21 protein-coding genes, 3 tRNA genes and 1 pseudogene are annotated in these 24,451 nt (G+C 51.6%); 11 read left to right on the top strand and 14 right to left on the bottom strand.

Annotated features, from left to right (window positions below):
* Positions 1–37: 37 nt before the first annotated feature.
* The 7 genes from tldD to ACTHTU_RS04545 form a co-directional block, all read right to left on the bottom strand.
* A complete protein-coding gene (gene tldD, locus ACTHTU_RS04575) occupies positions 38–1,480 on the bottom strand; it encodes a metalloprotease TldD (RefSeq protein WP_440361893.1) in 1,443 nt (480 codons plus the stop codon).
* Between the two features lie 559 nt (positions 1,481–2,039).
* Positions 2,040–2,882 (bottom strand): cell division protein, encoded by an 843-nt coding sequence (locus ACTHTU_RS04570; RefSeq protein ID WP_440361892.1) that lies wholly within the window; start codon positions 2,880–2,882, stop codon positions 2,040–2,042.
* Between the two features lie 15 nt (positions 2,883–2,897).
* Positions 2,898–4,658, bottom strand: a complete 1,761-nt coding sequence (locus tag ACTHTU_RS04565; protein WP_440361891.1) for a bifunctional biotin--[acetyl-CoA-carboxylase] ligase/type III pantothenate kinase — start codon at positions 4,656–4,658, stop codon at positions 2,898–2,900.
* Positions 4,655–5,161: an adenylyltransferase/cytidyltransferase family protein gene (locus ACTHTU_RS04560; RefSeq protein WP_141745162.1), complete on the bottom strand. Its 507-nt coding sequence runs from the start codon at positions 5,159–5,161 to the stop codon at positions 4,655–4,657. Before ACTHTU_RS04560 ends, ACTHTU_RS04565 begins: the two co-directional genes overlap by 4 nt.
* Positions 5,162–5,420: 259 nt before the next feature.
* Positions 5,421–5,496 (bottom strand) — tRNA-His (locus tag ACTHTU_RS04555).
* Positions 5,497–5,505: 9 nt separating this feature from the next.
* Positions 5,506–5,582 (bottom strand) — tRNA-Arg (locus ACTHTU_RS04550).
* 27 nt (positions 5,583–5,609) lie between these two features.
* Positions 5,610–5,687 (bottom strand) — tRNA-Pro (locus tag ACTHTU_RS04545).
* Between the two features lie 201 nt (positions 5,688–5,888).
* Here ACTHTU_RS04545 and folD point away from each other — a divergent pair.
* From folD to aroG, 11 genes and pseudogenes are all read left to right on the top strand, one after another.
* Positions 5,889–6,740: a bifunctional methylenetetrahydrofolate dehydrogenase/methenyltetrahydrofolate cyclohydrolase FolD gene (gene folD / locus ACTHTU_RS04540; RefSeq protein ID WP_440361890.1), complete on the top strand. Its 852-nt coding sequence runs from the start codon at positions 5,889–5,891 to the stop codon at positions 6,738–6,740.
* A gap of 85 nt (positions 6,741–6,825) precedes the next feature.
* The gene (locus tag ACTHTU_RS04535) at positions 6,826–7,899 is read left to right on the top strand and encodes an AI-2E family transporter (RefSeq protein WP_300480463.1); all 1,074 of its coding nucleotides are present in this window, start codon (positions 6,826–6,828) and stop codon (positions 7,897–7,899) included.
* Positions 7,900–8,028: 129 nt separating this feature from the next.
* Positions 8,029–9,270: an aromatic amino acid transporter gene (locus ACTHTU_RS04530; protein ID WP_440361889.1), complete on the top strand. Its 1,242-nt coding sequence runs from the start codon at positions 8,029–8,031 to the stop codon at positions 9,268–9,270.
* Between the two features lie 93 nt (positions 9,271–9,363).
* The gene (locus tag ACTHTU_RS04525) at positions 9,364–9,816 is read left to right on the top strand and encodes a DUF7832 domain-containing protein (protein ID WP_440361888.1); all 453 of its coding nucleotides are present in this window, start codon (positions 9,364–9,366) and stop codon (positions 9,814–9,816) included.
* Positions 9,817–9,827: 11 nt separating this feature from the next.
* Positions 9,828–10,406 carry a D-glycero-beta-D-manno-heptose 1,7-bisphosphate 7-phosphatase gene (gmhB, locus tag ACTHTU_RS04520; protein ID WP_440361887.1) on the top strand — a complete coding sequence of 193 codons (579 nt, stop codon included), beginning with the start codon at positions 9,828–9,830 and terminating at the stop codon, positions 10,404–10,406.
* A 70-nt stretch (positions 10,407–10,476) separates the two neighbouring features.
* Positions 10,477–11,208, top strand: coding sequence for a lysophospholipid acyltransferase family protein (locus ACTHTU_RS04515; RefSeq protein WP_440361978.1), 732 nt, complete (start codon positions 10,477–10,479; stop codon positions 11,206–11,208).
* Between the two features lie 67 nt (positions 11,209–11,275).
* Positions 11,276–11,971 carry a M48 family metallopeptidase gene (locus tag ACTHTU_RS04510; protein ID WP_440361886.1) on the top strand — a complete coding sequence of 232 codons (696 nt, stop codon included), beginning with the start codon at positions 11,276–11,278 and terminating at the stop codon, positions 11,969–11,971.
* A 172-nt stretch (positions 11,972–12,143) separates the two neighbouring features.
* Positions 12,144–12,293 (top strand): hypothetical protein, encoded by a 150-nt coding sequence (locus ACTHTU_RS04505; RefSeq protein WP_168163644.1) that lies wholly within the window; start codon positions 12,144–12,146, stop codon positions 12,291–12,293.
* Positions 12,294–12,449: 156 nt separating this feature from the next.
* Entirely contained in the window at positions 12,450–13,925 is a 1,476-nt protein-coding gene (locus ACTHTU_RS04500; RefSeq protein WP_440361885.1) for a surface lipoprotein assembly modifier, read from the top strand.
* Positions 13,926–14,195: 270 nt separating this feature from the next.
* Positions 14,196–14,492 (top strand): annotated as a pseudogene (locus ACTHTU_RS04495) (subtype B tannase); the annotation flags it as partial.
* A gap of 292 nt (positions 14,493–14,784) precedes the next feature.
* Entirely contained in the window at positions 14,785–15,828 is a 1,044-nt protein-coding gene (aroG, locus tag ACTHTU_RS04490; protein ID WP_440361884.1) for a 3-deoxy-7-phosphoheptulonate synthase AroG, read from the top strand.
* A gap of 157 nt (positions 15,829–15,985) precedes the next feature.
* Here aroG and ACTHTU_RS04485 read toward each other — a convergent pair whose 3' ends face one another.
* The 7 genes from ACTHTU_RS04485 to ACTHTU_RS04455 all read right to left on the bottom strand — a co-directional run bounded on the left by ACTHTU_RS04485 (position 15,986) and on the right by ACTHTU_RS04455 (position 24,333).
* Positions 15,986–16,603 carry an NAD(P)H-binding protein gene (locus tag ACTHTU_RS04485; RefSeq protein WP_070584578.1) on the bottom strand — a complete coding sequence of 206 codons (618 nt, stop codon included), beginning with the start codon at positions 16,601–16,603 and terminating at the stop codon, positions 15,986–15,988.
* Positions 16,604–16,630: 27 nt separating this feature from the next.
* Positions 16,631–17,215 (bottom strand): hypothetical protein, encoded by a 585-nt coding sequence (locus tag ACTHTU_RS04480; protein ID WP_440361883.1) that lies wholly within the window; start codon positions 17,213–17,215, stop codon positions 16,631–16,633.
* 107 nt (positions 17,216–17,322) lie between these two features.
* Positions 17,323–19,143 (bottom strand): heme anaerobic degradation radical SAM methyltransferase ChuW/HutW, encoded by a 1,821-nt coding sequence (gene hutW, locus ACTHTU_RS04475; RefSeq protein WP_440361882.1) that lies wholly within the window; start codon positions 19,141–19,143, stop codon positions 17,323–17,325.
* A 274-nt stretch (positions 19,144–19,417) separates the two neighbouring features.
* Complete coding sequence (locus ACTHTU_RS04470) at positions 19,418–20,143, bottom strand: ABC transporter ATP-binding protein (protein WP_440361881.1); 726 nt, start codon at positions 20,141–20,143, stop codon at positions 19,418–19,420.
* A gap of 46 nt (positions 20,144–20,189) precedes the next feature.
* Entirely contained in the window at positions 20,190–21,131 is a 942-nt protein-coding gene (locus ACTHTU_RS04465; RefSeq protein ID WP_440361880.1) for a FecCD family ABC transporter permease, read from the bottom strand.
* 139 nt (positions 21,132–21,270) lie between these two features.
* Complete coding sequence (locus ACTHTU_RS04460; protein WP_036490880.1) at positions 21,271–22,062, bottom strand: heme/hemin ABC transporter substrate-binding protein; 792 nt, start codon at positions 22,060–22,062, stop codon at positions 21,271–21,273.
* Between the two features lie 72 nt (positions 22,063–22,134).
* Complete coding sequence (locus ACTHTU_RS04455) at positions 22,135–24,333, bottom strand: TonB-dependent hemoglobin/transferrin/lactoferrin family receptor (RefSeq protein WP_440361879.1); 2,199 nt, start codon at positions 24,331–24,333, stop codon at positions 22,135–22,137.
* Between the last annotated feature and the right edge of the window lie 118 nt (positions 24,334–24,451).

Below are 24,451 nucleotides of genomic sequence, written 5' to 3'. Positions count from 1 at the left end.
AAAAGGCCGTCTGAAAACCTTTCAGACGGCCTGCCGTTTAAATCTCGCTACCGCCGACGGTCAGTCCGGCATCAATCCTCAGGGTCGGTTGTCCGACGCCGACAGGAACGCTCTGCCCTTCTTTGCCGCAGACGCCGATGCCGCTATCGAGCGCGGAGTCGTTGCCTATCATGGAAACGTGTTTCAGCACTTCGGGGCCGTTGCCGATGATGGTTGCACCTTTGACAGGGTATTGCAGCTTGCCGCCTTCCACCCACCACGCTTCGGATGCGCTGAACACAAACTTGCCGCTGGTAATGTCCACTTGTCCGCCGCCGAAATTGACGGCGTAAATACCCTTGTCGATGGACGCGATGATTTCTTCCGGCTCATAACCGCCGTTTTCCATAAAGGTATTGGTCATGCGCGGCATAGGTGCGGAAGCGTAACTTTCGCGGCGGCCGTTGCCGGTCGATTGCGTGCCCATCAGGCGGGCGTTGGTTTCGTCCTGCATATAGCCGACCAAAATACCGTCTTCAATCAATACAGTACGGCGGGTTTCATTGCCTTCGTCGTCGATATTGAGCGACCCGCGTCTGTCGGCAATATCGCCTTGATCCACAACGGTCACGCCTTTGGCGGCCACGCGCTCACCGATTCGGCCGGAGAAAACGCTGGTTTCTTTGCGGTTGAAATCGCCCTCCAAACCGTGTCCGACCGCTTCGTGCAGCAACACGCCCGGCCAGCCGTTGCCCAAAACGACGGTCATCTCGCCGGCAGGCGCAGGACGGGATTCGAGATTGGTCAGCGCTTGTTTGACGGCGGAATCGACAAACCGATGCACCAAATTTTCATCGAAATACGCTAAATCATAACGCCCGCCGCCGCCCGCGCTGCCCTGCTCGCGACGCTCGCCCTGCTTGGCAATGACAGTTACGTTCATGCGCACCATCGGGCGGATATCGGCAGCGTGTTTACCGTCCAAACGGGCGATGTACACCATGTCGTATTCGCAGGTCAAACCAGCCATCACTTGCACGATACGCGGATCGGAGGCTTTGGCCAGCGTTTCGACTTTGTTCAACAGCGCAACTTTGGCGGCAGAATCGAGGCTGGCAATAGGGTCAATCGCCATGTGGACAGGCTTACCGTAGGCAGGTGTCGGCACTTTGACGCTGGCCTCGCCGCCGGCCGCACCAATCACGCGCACGGCTTTGGCAGAGCGGTTGATCGAATCGATACACAGGCTGTCGGCGTAGGCAAAAGCAGTTTTATCGCCCGAAACGGCACGCACGCCCACACCCTGATCGATTTGGAAGCTGCCCGATTTGACGATGCCTTCTTCCAAATGCCAGCTTTCATAAGCAGTGCGCTGACAATAGATGTCGGCATAATCGACATGGTTAGCACCGATAATGCTCAGGCTTTGGGCAAGCAAATCGGGGGCAAGATGGTTGGCTTCGAGCAAATCTCGCTGTACCGCGGCGTAGGTTTGTTGCATAATTTTTCAGACGGCCCGACAAGCAGGCAAAGTTAATTTGGCCTTGATTATACGGTATTTTATATGGCTTTGGATATGTTGATTGCTTGGGTTTATGAGTGATTGAAACAAATCAAAAGGCCGTCTGAAATATAGGGTTGAAATGTTTGCCTTACCCTATTTCAACCGGCCTGTTTGTTTGATGTTCAGATAGCCTTTTTAATCACGGCAAAGCCGATACCGCAATTTAATTTTCATACAAAACAAAATATTACAGAAATACCCATTATTTTTTCAATTTTGCTATTGATAATAGTTATTATTAGCGTATAATCAAAACCACTCGGAAGACGTCCTAATCCGAGCCATTAAACAACAGATTTTATCCCCCTCTTCCCCATTATCTCTTGATACTCGGAGTGCGCATATACGAAACATACCTGTTCCCCTTTATATCAGATACTCAAAACCGAAAAACATGAAACCCACTGCCGATACAGTGGGTTTCGTGTTTTGTGTCGCTTGGTTTATCAGGCTTGACCGATTGCTGATCAGGCCGTCTGAAACCGAATAGGCCTGATTATCGGCAGGTTTTCATATTCAACTTACCATAACGGCCGACAATGTTTCTGATGTCTTGGGCATCGCGCTCGTCGACCGCCATGAAGACCACGGTCATGCGCGCTACGCTCAAACCGGTATCGGGTGCGCTTCTGTCTTCCTGCTCGACAATGCGCGCGCCGCCGAAACCTGCGCTGGACAAGCGTGAAATCAAAACTTGGGCGGAAGAGCGGCTGCGTGTTACGTCAATGCTGATTTCGCCGTTGTGAATACTGCCGCTAAAGCCTCGGCTGCCCAAGGCATCAAGCTGGGCGGAAGTGTCGCCGTCGGCAGGCAAAACCACGCGGAAGGTTTTGGAAGCAGTCTCGCCACCGGATGCGCCGTTGCGTTTTTCGATACTGCGGCTGGCCGCATGAGGCCATTTGCCCAACAGGCCTTTGATGCGGTGGTAATCGTCTTCATCCATTACCACGGTGGCGCTGCTGGTACACAAGCGTTCCACGCCGGCTGCACCCATCTCTTCTTCAGCGGCGCGACGCTCTTGCGCCTCTTTCTCGTGGCGCATTTTTTCTTTTTTCTCTTTCAACTGCTGCGCTTCTTGCTTTTTACGCAAGGCTTCCGCTTCTTCGGATTCAGGTTCGGCCATAATCAGGCCGTCTGATTCGACCACCACCCAATCGGGTTGCGATGCCTGCTGCGGCTCGGCTTTGGGCGCGTCCAAAGAAGACGGGCGCAATAATTCGTGCGTACCGCCTTCCAAGGCAGATTCGGGTTTGGCGGTTTTATGTTGTGTCCGATAGGCAACCATGCTGCCAAAAACAATGATGTTGAGTGCGACCAAGACCGCAAACAGCCATTTCATGATGCGTTTTCCTTTTTATTGTCCGTTGCGATGGGCAATCCAATGCAAGAGCCCGTGAATCACGAGATTATCGACGATTTTCACTTGATTGTCATGAACGAATGAGTCCGGCAGCGCCTGCACGACTCTGGCCGCGCCGCCACCCGTGATAATAATATCGACCGGTTTGCCCTCGCCCGTTTTGTCTTTCAGACGGCCATGCATCATCATCAACGCGCCGCAAACGGCATCCATCATGCCGCTGGCAATGGCGTTCGGCGTTGTGGTTGGGAACGGATATACCTTGCCGATGGGGCGGTTGAGGTTGGCGGTTTTGAGCGCCATCGCCTCTTTCATTAAGTGGAAACCGGGCATGATGGTGCCGCCGAGATAATGATTATCTTCCGTCAGCGCATCGGTGGTTACGGCGGTGCCGCAGCTGACGACGACGCAGGCGTTTTGCGTAAAGCGGCGGCTGCCCAGCGCATTAAACCAGCGGTCGGAACCATGTTCTTCAGGGCGGCGGTAATGATTGCGGATACCCAAAGCCTGCGGCATAGAAGACAGCCATTCAACCGGACGGGTTAATTGTTCTTCTACCATCGCTTTTTTTACCGAACCGCACACGGCGCAACCGACAATCTTCACATCGTCATCGGCAAATTGCAGCCATTCTTCACCCAGCTGGGTCAAATCACGATACGGCGCGCGGCCGACTTCGGAAAATGTGCCGTTCTCTACCCACGCCCATTTCAACTGACTGTTGCCGCCGTCCAGCAGCAAAAAGCGTTCCGGTTTCGCAGCGGCAGGTTGTGCCGGGCGGTTATCCGGACGCAAGCTGATCTCGCCGCTGACAATGGTTTTCTCGCCATTGTCGGTCAACAAACGCAACGCGCCTTGCGCATCCACGCCTTTGACTACGCCTTCATGAACAATGCGCCCTTCTTGAAGCAGCAATACCGGCCTGCCTGTGTCACGGTTGGCGGCATCGTATTCGCCGACACATGACGCAAATCCGTTTTGCGCGTATTCGCTCAACAGCGCATCAAGTTGCGCCAACACCGCATTCAACAAGGTTTTGACGCTTACGCCCTGCTTAGAGGCCGTCTGAAACAAGGCCTGCACGGAAGTGGCGTTTTCAACTTCTTTCGGCAATACAAAATTGATGCCGATGCCGATGACGGCGACAGTCTTATTCTCTACCCGAGCCGTTTCAATCAAAATACCGGCCAATTTATCGTTGGCCACGACCAAATCGTTCGGCCACTTGATATTTACGTCCAAACCGATATCGGCAAGCGCACGGCGGCAAGCCAATGCCACCACCAACGCCAGTGAACCCAGCTCATATTGCGGCTTGTCAAACGCCCAGCCCAAGCTGAACATCAGGCATTCGCCTTGTCGGTTGACCCAACTCCGCCCTTGCCGTCCACGTCCTTTGGTTTGGAAATGCGCCACACACAAGGCTTTATGTGCCAAATTTGCAGACTGACGCGCCAAAGCCATAATTTCATCGTTGCTGGACGAACATTCGTGTTTCAACTGCGCACGAAAACCCTGTTTTCCGGCCATTTGTTGCAAAGATTCTTCGGAAAACACAGCCAAAGGGCGTACCAAACGCCATTGCCCGTCATGCTGGCGCAGCAAACCGCGGATATGGCCCGGCATCTGCTGCCAGAATCCGTTTAATTGTTGCGGCTTCATCCCAACCACACGCGCCAACTGAGAAACGTGTTGCGGCAGGCCGTCTGAAAGCGCGGCTAGCAAGGCCCAATGGCGGCTGTTCAAATCCGTCATTCGCCTCCTCCGGCTTCGCGGATTTTCGCCAAAGTTTTGGTGGTCGAAGTCTGGTGTAAAAACGGAATCGAAAACACTTTGCCGCCACGCGCAAACGTCTCGGCCGCACCGACAATCTTATCCACAGGCCAATCGCCGCCTTTAATCAACACATCGGGTTTGACCATTTCAATCAGAGCAGCCGGCGTATCGTCATCAAACCATGTGACCAAATCCACGCTGGCCAATGCTGCTGCCACTGCCGCGCGGTTTTCCAAAGGATTGATCGGACGGTCGTCCCCTTTGCCCTGACGGCGCACCGAAGCATCGGTATTCAACGCCAACACCAAAGCCGCACCGGCCGATCGCGCCTGCGCCAGATACGTTACATGGCCTCGGTGGAGAATATCGAAACAACCGTTGGTAAACACCAGCGGACGGGGCAATGCCGCCAAACGTTCCGCCAGCTTTTCAGGCGGACAGATTTTGGATTCAAATTCTGGAGCTGACCATTCGGACATGATGCGGTTCCTTTGGGAATGAAACAGAAAATAATCAGGGTATTATAAAGGATAACGGCGAAACGCCATAAAAAGATACCGAACGGTACAATATTCGGGCTTGACTGCGTATTCATTGATATTTGATAACACAGCAAACGCCATTTTTGCCGATGCCATGATGAAACGGTTTGATAAATACTTTTTTGAAACCCAATTAAATCTGAAGTAAAATTCGGGTATAAACGGAAAAAAGCCTGCATACAATATGCAGGCTTTCATCTGGGGTGGCTGATGGGGCTCGAACCCACGACAACTGGAATCACAATCCAGGGCTCTACCAACTGAGCTACAGCCACCGTAAAAATTGGCACGCCCGACAGGAATCGAACCTGTAACCCCCGACTTAGAAGGTCGGTGCTCTATCCGGTTGAGCTACGGGCGCTCATGCCGATTCGTGCGAAGAATTTTGTGGTCGGGGCGGTGGGATTCGAACTCACGACCCTCTGCTCCCAAAGCAGATGCGCTAACCGGGCTGCGCTACGCCCCGACTGAAGACCTGAACTATACAGACCCTTTTCAACTCGGTCAACACCTACTTTGCTTTATTTTTTCATTTTTTGATTATCTTATTATTTTTAATCGTTATTTATTTTTATGCTTCACAATCAGGGCTACTCTTTTGTGTCAGGCCGTCTGAAAAATGCGATAATTTAAACGCAATATTTATCCCTATTGAGGAGGAAAAATCATGGCTGCAGAACTTATAGACGGAAAAAAAATCTCCCAGCAACGCATCGAGGCGGTCGCGCAGGCGGTAAAAGCGCGTCAGGAAAAAGGTTTGCACACGCCTTGCTTGGCGGTGGTATTGGTTGGCAACGACCCTGCCAGCGCGGTTTATGTACGCAATAAAAAACTGGCCTGCCAAAAAAGCGGCATCGAATCGCGCTCTTATGAGCTGCCGTCTGAAACCACGCAAGACGATTTGCTGAAACTGGTGGACGAATTGAACGGCGACCCTGCCGTCGACGGTATTTTGGTGCAACTGCCGCTGCCGGCACACATCGACAGCCAAGCGGTTTTGGAGCGTATCGAGCCGCATAAGGATGTGGACGGCTTCCACCCTTACAACGTCGGCCGCCTGGTCGTCAAAATGCCGCTGATGCGCCCTTGCACACCCAAAGGCGTGATGACTTTGTTGGAAGCCTACGGCATCGACCCGAAAGGCAAAAAAGCGGTCGTCGTCGGCGCGTCCAATATTGTCGGCCGCCCGCAGGCGTTGGAATTGCTGCTGTCCCGCGCGACGGTAACCATTTGCCACAGCGCCACGCAAAACCTTGCCGATGAAATTGCTGCCGCAGATATTTTGGTGGTCGGCGTAGGCATTCCGAATTTCGTTAAAGGCGAATGGGTCAAACCCGGCGCAGTCGTTATCGATGTGGGCATCAACCGCTTGGACGACGGCAGCCTGTGCGGCGACGTGGAGTTTGATGTTGCCAAAGAACGTGCTTCCATGATTACGCCCGTTCCCGGCGGCGTCGGCCCGATGACGATTGCCACTTTGTTGGAAAACACGGTACACGCGGCCTCATTGCACGATTAATCGCTGTCATTAAGTTAGGCCGTCTGAACATGGTTTTTCAGACGGCCTGACCTGTTTTTTTTGCTTTTTACCTTATTGGCTTCACATGTCCTTACTCTCTTCCCACTCCGACAACCTGACTTTCCGCAATGCTTCCTATATCCTGATGGGCTTGGCCTTGCTGATTGTCTTGCACTACCATTTTCTGCCGCTGCTGCTGTCGGTTATCCTGACCTATATCTTTATTACGCGCACCAACGGCGTCATCCTCAAGCTCCGCCGCCGTGTTTTGCCGCGCAACACGCGGCTGCATAAATCGCTCAATGCGCACAATATCAACCTGATTTCCACCACGCTGACGCTGGCCATCGTGTTCAGCATCATCACGATGATGTCTTTGGGCATTTACCACCTGATACACGGCGGCCATGTCGGCTTTATGTTGGCGAAGCTGGCGGCGATTTTAGAAGACACCAAAAACAGCCAAGACCTGCCTGCGGCCATTCTCAATATGCTGCCCAACAATATGGCCGAAATCAAAGCCTCGGCAATCAAGCTGATTGAAGAATACCGCGCCGCACTGACCCGCATCAGTAAAAACAGCATCACGTCCTTCGTGTACATCCTCATCGGCATCATCATCGGCGCCATGCTCAGCTTCCACCGCCTGAAAATGCGTAAAAACCGCCGCAAAATGCCATTGTTTAAAGCCGAATTGGTGCACCGCATCATCAATTTTGAAACCAGCTTTGAACGCGTGTTCCTCGCCCAAGTCAAAATCTCGCTGATCGACACCTTCCTGACCGGCCTGTACCTTTACTTGGTTTTACCGCTGTTCGGTGTTGAGCTGCCGTTTAAAATGACCGTCCTGATCGTCGCCTTTATCGTCGGACTGATTCCGGTAGCGGGCAACCTGATTTCCAACACCATCATTATTATTTTGAGCCTCGGCGCATCGCTGTACGTCGCACTCGCATCGCTGGTGTTCCTCGTTGTCATCCACAAGCTCGAATATTTCCTCAACGCCAAAATCATCGGCTCGGAAATCGAATCCAGCGCATGGGAATTGCTGGTGGCGATGGTCGTCTTTGAACGCATTTTCGGCATCGGCGGCATCATCGTCGCGCCAGTTTATTACGCGTATCTGAAAAACGAATTGAAACTGCGAAAATTGATTTAATCAGTTGCATTTATACACATCAAAGGCCGTCTGAAAACGACAATTGGGTTTTCAGACGGCCTTTGCTTTACCTTTTCTTACACTTTACGGCATAATGACAACCACGCATTCCTAGAAGAAAGACAAACAATGTCAACCAAAACCCCATCCCTATTCGGCGGCGCGATGATTATCGCCGGTACGGTTATCGGCGCAGGCATGCTTGCCAACCCGACCGCCACATCCGGCGTATGGTTTACCGGCTCGCTGGCCGTGTTGCTGTACACCTGGTTTTCCATGCTCTCCAGCGGCCTGATGATTTTGGAAGTCAACACCCATTATCCGCACGGTGCCAGCTTCGACACCATGGTTAAAGACCTGCTCGGCCCGGCTTGGAATATCATAAACGGCGTTGCCGTCGCCTTCGTTTTATACCTGCTCACCTACGCCTACATCTTCGTCGGCGGCGACCTGACTGCCAAAGGCATCGGCAGCGCGGTAGGCGGCGAAATTTCGCTCACCGTCGGCCAACTCGTCTTCTTCGGCATTCTCGCCTTTTGCGTTTGGGCATCCGCACGCTTGGTTGACCGTTTCACCAGCATCCTCATCGGCGGCATGGTATTGACCTTTATTTGGGCAACCGGCGGCCTGATTGCTGATGCCAAAATGCCTGTCCTGTTCGACACCCAAGCCCCTACCGGCACCAGCTACTGGATTTATGTCGCTACCGCCCTGCCCGTTTGCCTTGCGTCATTCGGTTTCCACGGCAACGTCTCCAGCCTGCTCAAATACTTTAAAGGCGACGCGCCCAAAGTGGCCAAATCCCTGTGGTCGGGTACGCTGATTGCCTTGGTGATTTACGTCCTCTGGCAAATCGCTATCCAAGGCAACCTGCCGCGCAGCGAGTTCGCACCGGTTATCGCCGCAGAAGGCCAAGTTTCCGTCCTGATCGAAACGCTGTCCAAGTTCGCCCAAACCGGCAATATGGACAAAGTGTTGACCCTGTTCTCCTACATGGCGATTGCAACGTCCTTCCTCGGCGTAACGCTCGGCCTGTTCGACTACATCGCCGACATCTTCAAATGGAACGACAGCATCTCCGGCCGTACCAAAACCGCCGCGCTGACCTTCCTGCCGCCTTTGATTTCCTGTCTGCTCTTCCCTACCGGCTTCGTTACCGCCATCGGCTACGTCGGCTTGGCCGCCACCATCTGGACAGGCATCATCCCCGCCATGCTGCTCTACCGCTCGCGCCATAAATTCGGCGTCGGCAAAAACTACAAAGTTTACGGCGGATTCTGGCTGATGGTTTGGGTCTTCCTCTTCGGCATCATCAACATTGCCGCCCAAATACTGAGCCAAATGGAGCTTGTTCCCGTATTTAAAGGTTAAATTCCCTTAAGGCCGTCTGAAACACCCTCTTTCAGACGGCCTAATTCATTATTTTCCGCTACAATACCCCCTTTCCCCCAACGAACCCCGTCCATGTACGACAATATCCGTTTCCATCTCGACGAAGACTATCCCGACCAGCTCCCGCCCGAAAACGCCGCTACCCACATCGGTATGTACTGGCAGTGGGCGGCGCAGGCAGGCCTCGTCAACCCCGTCTGGCAAACCGCCCCCGAAACCGCAGCCGACTTCGCCGCCATGACCTCGGGCAAAATCAGCGGACGGCACTTCCTGCTCAAACACATGGATGGCGCACTGACGGCGGACGACTTTACCGAACTCGGCCAACGGTTTACCGAGTTCTACTACACCGACGAAGAAGACGGCTACGGCGCATTTATGGAAGACTACGTCCTTGCCCTCGACACGCCCTCGCTCGGCGGCTTCTACCACGTCAAAAACACCCCGGAAACCTTCGCCAAACTGACACCCATTTTTCAGACGGCCTTTGAAAAATGGAAAAGCAGTTTGAAAGCAGAAAAATAAGAGCCCACACCATGAAACTCATCATCCTCGACCGCGACGGCGTCATCAATCAAGACCGTGACGATTTCGTCAAATCCGTTGACGAATGGATTCCCATCGAAGGCAGCATGGATGCCATCGCCTTTTTAACGCAGGCAGGCTACACCATTGCCGTGGCCACCAACCAATCCGGTATCGGCCGCAAATACTTTACCGTGCAAGACCTGACCGAAATGCACGCGAAAATGCACCGCCTTGCCGTTCAAGCAGGCGGTACCATCGACGGCATTTGGTTTTGCCCGCACACCGCCACCGACAACTGCGAATGTCGCAAACCCAAGCCCGGCATGATTATCGACATCATCGAACGCTTCAAGGCCAATGCCGCCGAAACCTGGCTGGTTGGCGACAGCCTGCGTGACCTGCAAGCCATTGATGCCGCAGGCGGCAAATCCGCACTCGTCCTGACCGGCAAAGGCAAAAAAACGCTGGCCAAACACGAACAAGACCTGCCCGAGCACACCCAAGTCTTCGACAACCTGCTGGCTTTCTCGCAATACATCATGCGTGAAAACACACAAATCGAAGAAGCCGCGCAAGCCATCCTATAAACGACAAGGCCGTCTGAAACTGCCGACAACGGCGTTCAGACGGCTTTCAAACGACAGACTTTTCCCCGATATGCTGATTATCCGCAACCTGATTTACTGGTTCATCCTTTCCTCCAGCATTATTTTGCTGTTCCCCTTTATGCTGCTTGCCCTGCCCTTCCAAGGCGGTGCGCACAAAATGGCGCAAATTTGGGTGCGCATCCTCAACTGGTCGCTCAAGCACATCATCGGTTTGAACTACACCTTAAGCGGCGCGGAAAACATTCCCGACCACCCTGCCATCATCTGCGCCAAACACCAAAGCGGCTGGGAAACCCTCGCCCTGCAAGAGATTTTTCCGCCGCAAGTCTATGTTGCCAAACGCGAACTCTTCAAAATCCCTTTCTTCGGCTGGGGCTTGAGGCTGGTTAAAACCATCGGTATCGACCGCAGCAACAGCCGCGAAGCCAACAAACAACTCTTAGAACAAGGCCTTGCGCGTAAAAACGAAGGCTATTGGATTACCATTTTCCCCGAAGGCACACGCCTGCCGCCCGGCGAAAAAGGCCGCTACAAACTCGGCGGCGCGCGCATGGCAAAAATGTTCGAGATGGACATCGTCCCCGTCGCGCTCAACAGCGGCGAGTTTTGGCCGCGCAACTCCTTCCTCAAATACCCCGGCACGGTCAGCGTCATCATCGGCAAACCCATTGCCCACAACAACGGCAATGAAGCCGAACTCATGGCCCAATGCGAGCAATGGATTGAAAACCAACAGCCCCTGATTACCGGACAAGGCCCGTTCGCACCCAAAACCAAATAAATCATTCCATCGGGTGGGCCGCTATGCCCGCCCTTTCCATGCCGTCCCCAATATTTCCATTAAGATCATGTCCCGCCTCCATACCCACACCCTTTCAGACGGCCTCACTATTCATATCCAGCTCAAATGCAGCGCCAAGAAAAACCTCATCTTGCGCCCCGTTTCCGCCGATACCGTCAGCATCAACATCCCTCCGTTTGTTACCCAGCACACCTTTACCCAATGGCTGAACGACAACGAAGCCATCCTGCGCCGTACCCTAAACAAAACACCGGCTCGGCAAACACCCACCGACACGCTTCCCGAATGGATTTGGTATCAAGGCGTTCAGACAGCCTTGTCCGTCCACACGGCAAACCACATCCAAATCAGGCCGTCTGAAATCCTATTGCCAGAAAAAGAAACCACCGCCCAACTTACCCATTTGCACCGCTTCCTGCACGAGCGTGCGCACGAATATCTGCTACCGCGCCTCAAAGGCCATATCCGAACCACACGCCTGACCCCGAGTGCCATTTCCCTTTCCAACGCCAAAACCTTCTGGGGTGTTTGCCGCCACACCACCGGCATCCGCCTCAACTGGCGGCTCATCGGCGCACCCGAATATGTCGCCGACTACGTCTGCCTGCACGAACTCGCCCACCTGCGCCATCCCGACCACAGCCCTGCGTTTTGGGCTCTGACACACTCGCTCACGCCGCATGTCGACCAAGCCGAACAATGGCTGAAGGCGCACGGCAGCGAATTGTTCCGTCTCGGCTAAGTCTTATCCGGCAGCATTTTTCTGCAAGCAAACACCAGCCCAAAGCAAAGAATCAACGCCCTCCAAACAAATCATGTAGTCGCACGTAAAATCAGGTTTATCCGCTTGCCGCCACTCATACCTACCGATAAGATGATGCCATTCTCAAAACCCTTTTCAGAAAGGAAAACCGATGACCAAAGCAAAATCGTTACTGGCCACCGGCATTTTGGCTCTTTTCTCCGCCACGGCATTCGCCTCCTCGCTGCCTTCCGAAATCTACCGTCCGGCAGGCGCGCACACCATCAAAGCCGATTTGGATTTGGACTTGGACCAAAACTAAATCCGACTCGCAAATAAAGGCCGTCTGAAATCCCATCGGGTTTCAGATGGCCTTTTGTCGTCTTTATCAGATATAATGGCACTCGGTTTGTAAAATTTCTGACTCAAAACATTGTACAATCTGCCCACTTATACCGATAACATCCCAAACATTGCCATGAAAAAACGTCTGCTCCTCCTCGCCATCCTTCCCCTTTCCCTTCACGCCGCCGATGTGCCGCCTGATGTGAAACCCGAGCTTCAAGTCAACACAGCCGAACCCCAACAACCCGAAACGCACAACATCCCTGTCGAGCAGACAAACAGGCCGTCTGAAAAAATCATCAACGTCGATGCCGACACCCTGCTTGCCAATACCGAATTACTGGCACGCGCCATGTATTCCGCCGTCGTCGCCCACAACATCCCCGGCATCAAAGCCGTTTTGCCCATTTACGAACAATGGCCAGAACACGACCGCGCCATGGCACGCTATGCCAAAGGTTTGCTTGCCCAATCCGAAGGACGCGCCGCCGAAGCCATCGGCCATTACCGCCGCTTTATCGCCGAGCAACCCGATGCCTCCGCCGTCCGCTGGCAGCTTGCGACCGCCTTGTTTGAAGACAAACAAAACGAAGCCGCAGCCGACCAGTTCGACAAACTACAAACCGAATCCCTCCCGCCTGCCTTGCAAGAACGCATCGAAACCTACCGCAAAGCCCTGCGTGAACGCGACTCATGGCAATTCAATGCCGGCTTGAACATCACGCGCGAACAAAACATCAACCAAGCCCCCGGCCAACGCCGTCTGGGCAACCACCTGAACGATGAACAATGCCACGCCGTGCGCCTTGCCTATCCCGACGACGACTGCTTCCGAGGCTGGACATTCCCCGAACCCATCGATGCCACTGCCATCCATTACCAAATCGGCGCAGAAAAAAAATGGTCGCTGCCCCGCGGCTTCTATGCCACGGCAGGCGCAGACCATTACGGCAAAATCTATACCAAACACACCAACTACAACGACCTCACCACACGCTTTTCGGCAGGCATCGGCTATGCCGACCAGCGCAACGATATCGGCATGACCCCGTTCCATGAACGCCGCTTCTACGGCAACGACCCCTACACCTACACCAACGGCGCACGCCTCCACTACAACCATTGGTGGCAACCCAAGCTGCAAACCCTCAGCGCATTTGAAGCAGGCCGTCTGAAAAACAGCCGCCGTGAACATTCCAACAATACCAGCCAACTGCTCAGCAATTCCATCGTGTACTACCGCAACGCGCGCCAATACTGGGTAGCCGGTATCGACCTCTACCGCGAACGCAACCGCGACGACAAAAGCGACAGCTTCAACCGCTACGCCCTGCGCACCACATGGGGGCAAGAGTGGCCCAAAGGCCTCTCCACCGTCCTACGCCTCAGCGCCGCCCAACGCCGTTACCAAGCCCCCGCCTTCTTCAGCAACGAACAAAACCGCCGCGACAAAGAAGCCTCCGCCTCCCTGAGCGTATGGCACCGCGCCCTCCATTTCAAAGGCATCACCCCGCGCCTGACCATTGCCCACAACAAAACATGGAGCAACGACAAGTTCTACGAATACGGCAAATCCAGAATGTTTGTCGAATTGAGCAAAACGTTCTGACAAGTAGAACCAATCTGTGGATAAAGTAAGAATGCCTGTCCTGCATACTGATTTACAAGGCAGATTCACACTTTTACAGATACCGGATAAATAGGATTTTCAAGGCATAATTCCTCATTAAATTTATATTTATCAAATAGATAAATCCAAGCTAATATTACTTCACAGCGCAACGCACAACACTACATAACGTTACAAAAAATCAGGCCGTCTGAAACCCAACTTGGCGTTTCAGACGGCCTTAGTATTGGTTATCGTATCCGTTTACCTCTTCAACACAACACCGCTGCCAACGCCGAAATCGCGGACGAAGAAACCGTCAAAATCATGAACCCGCTCAACTACATCGGCAAACCGGGCGTAAACCTGCCGCAAAACTGGCGCATCCGCGTCGGCACCAACGACCGCGACACCTCACTGGCAGTCTCCGCCATCTTAACCGCCAAACTGCAAAACAACGGCCAAACCGTCGACTACGCCCTGCCTTGGGATGTTGGCCACAGCGGCGATTATGACTTAGACGAACTGTTTGCCTGGATGAAACAAGTTAGCAATTCTGCAAAATAATTGTTCGCAATATAGATTGAGATGAGATTTGGTATCCTGTTTTAATTAAAGAAAGGCCGTCTGAACTTTTTCAGACGGCCTGTATTTTAATAAAAACTTAAAGCCCTTTATTATATAAATGAAATTTTTAATAGAATTAAATTCTAATTTTTATGAATTAACTGATTTTAAATTCCATAAAATAATTTAAATAAAGAAATTTTAGAATAAAATTGCTAAAACAAAAAATCAAGCCTTGTTTAATTCTGCTAAAACCTGTAACCTGTATCAAAAATAAACAAGAGAGTCCATCATGTCCCAACACCACCCTACCGATGACATTAAGATCAAAGAAGTCAAAGAGTTACTCCCTCCAATCGCACATTTGTATGAGCTGCCTGTTACGCCTCAGGTTGCCAATTTGGTTTATAAAACACGTCATGAGATTTCGGATTTGGTTCACGGCCGTGACAACCGTTTGCTGGTCATCATCGGCCCATGCTCGATTCACGATACTAAGGCGGCGGTAGAATATGCTCAAAAATTGCTGACCTTGCGCAAAAAATATGAGAAAGAGTTGCTGATTGTGATGCGCGTGTATTTTGAAAAACCGCGTACAACCGTTGGCTGGAAAGGTTTGATTAACGATCCGCACTTGGACGGTACGTTTGACATCAACTACGGCCTGCGCCAAGCACGTCAGTTGTTGCTGACTTTGAACGAAATGGGCATGCCTGCTTCGACTGAATTCTTGGACATGATTACGCCGCAATACTACGCCGACCTGATTTCTTGGGGCGCGATTGGTGCGCGTACGACTGAAAGCCAGGTTCACCGCGAATTGGCCAGCGGCCTTTCCTGCCCTGTCGGTTTTAAAAACGGTACGGACGGCAATCTGAAAATCGCCATCGACGCCATCGGCGCCGCCAATCATCCGCACCACTTCCTGTCTGTAACCAAAGCCGGTCATTCCGCGATTGTCCACACCAGCGGCAACCCTGACTGCCATGCGATTTTGCGCGGCGGTAAAGAGCCTAATTACAGCGCAGAACACGTTAAAGACGCTGTTGCGCAACTTCAAAAAGCCGGCGTGAGCAGCAAACTGATGGTGGACTGCAGCCATGCCAACAGCCGTAAAGACTTCCGCAAACAAATGGATGTAGCACGCGATGTTGCGGAGCAGCTGAAAGCCGGTGAAGAAAACATCATGGGCGTGATGGTGGAAAGCCACTTGGTTGAAGGCCGTCAAGACAAGCCTGAAGTTTACGGTCAAAGTATTACGGATGCCTGCATCGGTTGGGATACGACTGAAGAATTACTGGCCCTACTTGCCGAAGCGAAAGGTTACCAAGCTTAAGTGCGAAACCATAAAAAAGACCGGATATGTTCCGGTCTTTTTTGTGTCTGTTATTTTGATTTCCTTGCTCATATTCATAATAAAAACAGTATTTTAAGAAAAAATCAGGCCGTCTGAAACAATTAAAAGACAGTTTCAGACGGCCTACTCAATCCATTTATGCCGCACCAACGCTATACGTTTCGCCCTTGCTGTCCGCTTGGCCGACAATGGCAGCAACGGCAGCGGCCAAGCCGTTACGCGTCATGTATTTTTGCGGAATTTCTTGGGCATTTTGTGTCAAGGTGTAGGCATTATCTTCGCCATCGGCAAGGCCGCAGGGGCGCAAGATGGTCCAATTCAAACCGCTTTGTTTGAGATAGATTTCGGCTTCTGTTTTGGCTCGGACGGCTTCGCCGAGTGCCTGTTTGAACGGCTCGCTCATCATGTCCCATTGTTCACCGCAGCCCATGCTGGTAATCAATACAAAGCGGGCTTGCGGATTGGCGGCTTTCGTCGCGGCAATGATGTTGATATTGCCCAGCGCATCGCTGCGGATACCCTCTTCGTTTTTACCGCCGACAAAACTGATCACGGTATCGGGACGATATTGTGCCAACGCTTTATCGAGCGCGTCGGCATCAAGCGCGTCGGCGACGACGGTTTGAATATTGTGTTCGGTAAAAAAGCTGTCTTCAGACGGCCTTCTCAATACGGCGACGGTATCGGCTGAGTCAGTCAATGTGCGGATATAGGCTCGGCCAGACGGGCCGTTGGCTCCGAAGATGAGTTGCATAGTAGTCTCCTTATATTTTTATATAGATTATATAAACCAAAAATTCTTAAATATTGTTAAAAATAATGACAATACTAATATAGAAGGCCATAATATTTTTTTAATTAATCTATTATTAAAATAACTGCCAATCCTTGATGAAATATATTCTGAAAAATCATCATGTAATATAACTAAAAATATTAAAAAATAAATAATAAATTTTATAACTGCACATAATAACGTAACACTGCCAGAATCAGTAGAAAGAAAAAAATCATGGCATAAACTAAAAATTGTTACTCCTAGAAGATATACAATTGCTATTAATACTAAATCAAATAATTCACTTTTAGTAATAGCAATATATTTTTTTATAACATTAAAATTTGTTATTACTTCTAGCATCTTAAGTAATGATAAGTAAAAAGCCAAAACTAATATACCATTCATACTTACAAAAGTTTCAATTAAATTTTTTATTATTATAGAAGTATCTTTTGAATAAATTATTAGAATCCCAGTTATAAAACCCAAAGGGAAGAAAATAATTATTTTAGAAATAATTCTAATTATTACATTATGATAAATATCATACAATATAGTTGTTAATATACTATTATTTGTATTCATGGCAATATAAAAAACTATTTAAACCTTAGGTAACCATCAGTATCCAAATCTAATTCTAGAAATTAAATCTTTACGAGATTAACTGAAGGTTACCTACCATACTTTAGTTATACTACATTAAACAGTTTTCGCATGGCTTCGATTTGGTGTTGTTTCAACTCACCTGCTTCATCGCGGCCGACAAAAATTTTAAACATGGCGCCGCCGTTGCGGTTGATAAAGTTGAGCGAGCAAGTGGCTTTGCCCATGAACGGACGTTCCAAAAGGTAGATGGATGCGCAGTTTTCGTAATAGATATGACCGTGTACGCCACCATCGGTTTCAGGATGGTCAAAGTTGTAGAAACCGCGGCCGACTTTGCCGCTGGGCAGTTTGCCGCTGACTTCGACGATGGCATCAGGGGTATGGGCGATAAAGGTAACGGATTCATCCCATGCGGCGATGGCTTGGAGAATTTCGACAATGCGGCTGCCTTCGGTTTGGCGCACGTTCTCTTCAGGCAGGCAGCGGATAACGTCTTCAAAACTGCATTGGTTTTGCGCGGCCAGCATTTCCAGCACTTGGCCGGGATTTTTTTCCAATGATTGGCGCAACATAGTTTGTTGTTCGGCTGAAAGTTTTTGCATGGTTTGATCCTTTTCTTGAGTCGGAAGAGTGAGCATGAGTTTGCGGATAAGGGTGGGCGACCAATAACGGCCGCTGGTATTCAAACGGATCAGGCCGTCTGAATCGGGTTCTTTAAAAAGCTGCATTTCCTGCCATTGAGCAATCAGCTTTTGCGCTGCTTTGTTGCCGTCAAACAATAATGGATTCAGACGGCCTGTTTCAATATCGTGCTGGACTTTGCTGAGAAGTGCTTTATTTGGGCTATGACCGCTCATAAATGCGATGTTTTTCTCGCCTTTCGGTGTGGCAAGATAGCTCTCCAAATCGCCCTGCACCTGATAGCTGAAACCGCCAAAGTTACCGCCTGCTCCGGAGCCGAATGCTAAACAGGAAATATCGGATTTGATCAGGGTATTGTAGCGGTTGCGCTCGCCGCGGCCGGGATAGGCGAAGTGGCTGTTGCTGACCTGTTCCCAGCCTTTTTCCAGCAGTGTTTCAACCGTGTAGGCATATTGGTCTGCCTGAATATCAAAGCCCGGCGGTGTCGGAAATGCGCCTTTTTCAATCATGCGGTTGATGGGCAGCATGGGATAAAGGTTGAACGCGTACGTATCCAAACCGGACAGCGGCAGCTCGGCGGCGCGGGCAATATCGTTTTGCCAAACGTCATCGGTTTGATTGGGCAGACCGAACATTAAATCGGCCACAATCACGGCATTGAGTTCGCATAGTTTTGCCAAATATTCAAACGCCTCGTCGCCGCTGTGTTTGCGGCCGAGACGGCGGCGGATGGCGGTATTGAAGGTTTGCACGCCGATGGAAATACGGTTGGCCCCTGCTTCGAGACAAGCCTGTGCTTTTTCCAAATCGAAATGGCTCATGCGCCCTTCGATGGTGAACTCGCAGTCTTCGGCAAGAGGCAAATATTGGTAGCAGGCACGAATCAGACGGACGAGGTCTTCCGTAAGCAACGCGGTCGGCGTACCGCCCCCGAAATAAACGGCTCGGATTTTGCCCTTGCCTGTACGGACTTCAGCTTCAGCGGCCATTTCTTCGATAATTTTGTCGGTGTACACGCTGCTTTGGCTGTCCTTCCACGCATTACGGTAGAAGCCGCAAAAAACGCAATGGTTGGCGCAAAATGGAATATGCAGATAAGCAAGCGCGTCCACATCCGTGGCATGGGGAAGCTTTTTCTTCCAAATGTTCTGCCACTGGGGACGCGGCATTGGAACGCCGCCCCAAACGGGCATTAATGCCTGACGTTCGGGAAATGCCTTGGGCGCGGATTGTTTCGGAGTCCAAACAAGCTGCTGTACCATGATAATGATTAATAAAAATTATTAATGAGATTTATATATTAAATAACCATCATCATTTTCTTGTCAATATTTTTGCGTAATTAAAAATTAGTATTATTTTAAAATATTGTATTCTATAAATAATAAAATGTATTTCTATTTGATGAAAATCGGCATTTTACTTGTGAAATGCGCAAAATTTGGTTCTTCAAGTCGGGAACATCCTCCCATCTCGTTTTATTTTTGAACGATAAAATAAATTTTATTTATCGTTTTTCAGACGGCCTGTTGGCGCTCAGCTTCTGAAATAAAACCCTGCCTCATCTTCGCAACGGCGTATCTGCCAACCGTAAACCGATTCAAGCAAGTCGGGATGCATCACTTCTCCCACCTTGCCTGATGCAACGACTTTTCCCTCATTCATCAAAATAATATGTTCCGCATAACGCGCGGCGAGGTTCAAATCGTGCAATACCATTATTGATGAGGCACGGTTTGAATGCCCGACCAAATACTGCATCAGGCGGTGTTGGTGGCGGATATCGAGATGGTTGCACGGTTCGTCCAAAAGCAAGACCGGCGCGTTTTGCAACAGGGCGCGGATGATGTTGGCGCGTTGCTGTTCACCGCCTGAGAGCTTGCCGATGCGCTTATCCGCCAATGCCGTCAAATCAAAATAATCGAGCAACTCGTCCGCCCATTCATGGTTCAGACGGCCTTTTTGTACGAATGACGCCAACGCAATGTATTCGCGTACGGTCATCGGCATATTGTAACGGCCATGCTGCCCGACCCATGCCACCCTGCCCGTGCGGATTTGCGGCGCAACGGCCTCACCGAAAAGCATGATTCCCCCCTGCCCTGTTTGCCCGATTAAGGCCCGCAGCAAAGTAGATTTGCCTGCACCATTCGGGCCGATAATGACGGTCATGCCCGAAGGTATATCCAGTTGATCAATTTCAAGCAGGGTTTTGTCTTGGACGCGGACGGAAAGATTACAGATTTGAAATAAGGTGTGCATGGCAAAAGATATGGGGCAATGAAGTTTCAGACGGCCTGTTTAGGCATTAACGGCTTTTCAACGGCTTGATAAACAAATACATAAAAAATGGTCCGCCCAATAAGGCAATCACGATACCGACCGGCAGATCGACAGGGTATGTCAGCCAGCGCGCCGCTCCGTCCACCACCATCAAAAACACTGCGCCCAACCAAGCCGACAGCGCAATCAGTTTGCGGCGGCTACCACCGACGGTTTGCGCCAGCACATTGGGGATCATCATGCCGAGAAAACCGATGATGCCCGAAAGCGACACCGCCGCCCCCGTCATCAATGCCGCGCCGATTACGGTTTGTACACGCAATGTCCCGACCGACACCCCCATACTGGCAGCCGTGTCTTCCCCCGTCATCAAAACATCCAGCTGCCTGCCTGCCGACAGCAAAATCAGAAAACCGGGCAACATGACCGCAATTGCCGCGACAGGCGATGAGAAACCGGCTTCGGCAAGGCTGCCCGACAGCCATGTGGTCGCGCTGCGCAATACCAAATCGTCAGACAAAAACAAAATCATGCTGACCACCGCGCCCGAAAACGCGCTCAACACAAACCCCAACACCAGCAATCCCAAAGTACCGCCGCCGAGCAGCTTGTGCACTGCCAAAATCAGCAGGCACACACCCAATGCCCCGAGAAAAGCCGCCACCGGCACACCCATCGCACCGCCACCCAAAGCCAATAACACAATCACACCCAAGGCCGCCCCACCCGACGTCCCGATCAAACTGGGATCGGCCAGCGGGTTCTCAAATAAAGCCTGCAATGCCGCCCCCGAAGCAGATAAACCGGCTCCAACCAAAAGTGCGGTATAGATGCGCGGTAACCGGATTTGGCGGACGGTTTCATCCATCGCCAACGGCGACTCCCACGCACCAAAACCGATGCCGCAGCACAAATAAACGGCGGCGGCAGTAAGCAGCAGGCAGAGGATAAGGGTATGCGGTTTCATGACATCATGCGGTTCAAGCGGATTGAAGGACAGTTTCAGACGGCATTTTTAAGACAGCCGTTTTGCCTCCTCAACAAGAAGGAACAAATCAAGGTCGTCTGAAAACAAAAATCGGGCAGGGTTTTCAAAACAGGCGCGTTTATTTCGCCAAACCGTGCAAACGCTGAATCACTTGCGGCGTATCCAGCCCGTAACGGAACATATCGTTGGCCTTCCACAAATAAATCTTGCCGTTTTTCGCGGCAGGCGAGCCGGCGATTTCGGGGCGTGCGGCAAAGGTTTTGACGTTGCCTATCATGGCGGTGTTGTGGTCGGCAATAATGATGATGTCGGGTTTGGCCGCAATCCATGCCTCACGCGTCATCGGTTTGAGGCCGTCAATGGCGGCTGCGGCATTGATACCGCCGGCGCGGCGGATGATTTCGTCGGCGGCAGTATTCTTGCCCGATACGATGCGCCCGTCGTAGCTGAAGAGGTAGCGTTTGCCGCTGGAAGGCTGCTGTTTCATATCCGCCTGCCACTTACTGGCCAACTTGTCCGCCTGCGCGCTTTTGCCGATAAGCTGGCCGATGTTGCGGATACTTTGCGGATAGGCGGCGATGCTGTCATCGGGTGCAACATTGACGGCTTTAATGCCTGCTTTTTGCAGGTGGGCAAAAATATCGGCAGGCTGCGCCATCCATGAACCGATGGCGATGTCGGGTTTGGCAGCCACAATCGGTTCAACCGTCAGGCGGCGATGAATGCCGATACTGGGCTTGTTTTTCAACGCCGGATTTTGAACGGTCTGATCGCGGCCGACGATTTCGTCCAATGCGCCGAGCGCGGCAACGATGTCTGCCGTATCGGGTGTCAACACGACGATGCGTTGCGCGTGTGCAGTGCCAGCCAACGAAATAAGCGCGGAAAGCAGGAGGAGTTTGAGTTTCATTGTTTTTCCTTGTCGAATGCTTTCAGACGGCCTGCTCGCTTTCTCAGGCCGTCTGAAAACGGTTGAATCACATTAGAACTTCAGTTGTACGGTTGCGGCGAAATTGCGGCCGCTTTCAGTGTACAAGTCCATCACACTGGTACGGCTCATGCCGGCAACGTCTGCGTGCTGCCAGTATTTTTTGTTGCCGACGTTGTAGATGTTTGCGCCAATTTCGAGGTTTTTAAACGGCTTGTACCACGCGCCGACATCCCATACGCCATAACCCGGCGCTTGGAAAACAGTGTCGCTGCTGACGCGGCTGTGTTTTTTCGACCAGCGCAGCTTGGTGCCGACACCCCATTTTTCCTGCGTGTAATCCAAACCCAAAACGCCGTTGAGCGGATAAGCGGAATCCAACGGTTTGCCGTCCTGCTGCTCACCGCGCATCCAAGCGATGCTACCGGAGACTTGCCAGCCCGGCAGGAATTTGTAGGCGGCAGAAGCTTCGGCACCGTAGGTTTTGACGTGATCAAGGTTTTGATATTGGTACTGGATAATCGGGCGTCTGCCAACGGTGGAGGTACCGATTTCAGTGCGGTTGATGAAGTTGCGGTAACGGTTGTAGAACGCGGTGACTTGCGCACGGGCGCGTTCGTTTTTGAACTTCATCCCCAATTCAAAGCTGTTGGAGCGCTCGGATTTGAGGTTGGCATTGGGAATGACGGCATAGCCGTAGGTCGTATTGGCAAACGCCATGGTCGCGCTGTCAAACGGCGGCGTACGGAAGCCTTGTGAATAAGTAGCGAAACCGGTGAACTGCTCACCCATAGGCACGCTCAGGCGCAGGCTGGGCGTAAACGCGGAATCGCTAAAGCGCGTCGCCGTTCCGCCGGGATTTGCGTTGAGATAGGCTTGGTCGGTCGACGTGTTCAGCTTGTCTTTTTCGTAACGCAAGGCCGGGGTCAGGACGATGCCGTTGCCGAAGGTCAGGCTGTCTTGTACGTAAACACTGAACGTTTTGCGCTTACTGTCGGGGAAAGTTTTATTCGGATAGGTGCTGCCTGCATAAACTTTGCTGACGGCGCCGGTCAGATTGTCCACTGTCAGGCTGTCGCGCGGACGGGCGGTCTCGGTGTGTTTGTATTCTGTGCCGGCAACGACGGTTTGTTTGACCGCACCGTCAAATTCCCACACACTACGCCCGTTCAGCCCGCGTATGGTCTGATTGAAACCGTAGTCGGAATAACGGGTCGAGTTACCTAATTGGCGCGCGCCCATACGCGTAATACTCGCATCGACGGCATCGTCTTCCGTACGCAGTTTTTGCTGATAGGCAGTCAGGTTGGCTTCTTTCAGACGGCCTTCGCCAGCGTAGCGGTAGCCCGCTTCGATACGTTGACGGCGGATACGGTCGCGAGCATTGCTCTCGGATGTTGCGATGGTTACCGGCCCGCGCGATTGCGAACCCAAGCCGTTTGCCAACACGGTGTCGTTGGCGTGGTAATACTGTTCGTACAAAGTTTCAAAACGGTGGCGTTCGTTGCCGATATTGCCTTTCGCCAAAATATTGTAGGCATTGTTTTTCTGTGGATTGGTGGCAGTACGCGCAGTCGAGTAGCTGGTATCGCTGCCCATGTTTTCGGTTTCATGACCTTGACGGCGCGTCAGCATCAGCAGACCTTCAGCGTTTTCATGGAAACCTGCCACAGTCGCCGTCACGCCATGGCTGCGGTCGCGACTGCGGTAGCCGTGTTTCAAACCGAAATGCCCGCGTTTGCCCGCATCGACGAAATCACTCGGAGAAAGCGTCACCATGTTCACCACGCCGCCGAGCGCGTCGCTGCCGTACAGCGCGGAATAAGGGCCTTTGACAATATCAACCTGCTTGAGCGTGTCGCTTTCGACCATATCACGTCCCGAAATCGCGCCGTTGGAGCCGCCGCCTGCATAAGATTCGGGAATGCGCACGCCGTCCACCATCATCAGAATGCGGTTGCCGTCTATGCCTCGGATATTGATACCGGCATGACCGCGGCGGTTGTTGTCTGACGGCACGCTGACGCCGGATTCATACATCACGATATCGTCCAAATTCTGCGCCGAGGCTTGATTCAAGGTTTTGCGTCCGATAACCGACACATTCGGCGCGGCTTTATCCAAGGTTTGCGCATTGCGGTCAGCCGTGACCACCACAGGCTCTATTTCTGCCTGAGCCACCGGCATCTGAGCCGCATATAACTGTCCGGAAAAAACCGCCCCTATTACACAGGCAATCGCTTTCTTTTTCATTACATAACCTTATTATTTGAATAATAATGGTTTATATTTATAAAACAAACAGACGGTTTTTGCAAGTTTAAGATATAAACAAAAGGCCGTCTGAAAACCCGATAATTTAGGTTTTCAG

It is taken from the genome of Neisseria sp. P0020.S005 (assembly GCF_051957055.1).
GTDB classification, from domain to species: Bacteria; Pseudomonadota; Gammaproteobacteria; order Burkholderiales; family Neisseriaceae; genus Neisseria; species Neisseria subflava_A.
This window is presented reverse-complemented; position numbering and strand designations above follow the sequence as displayed.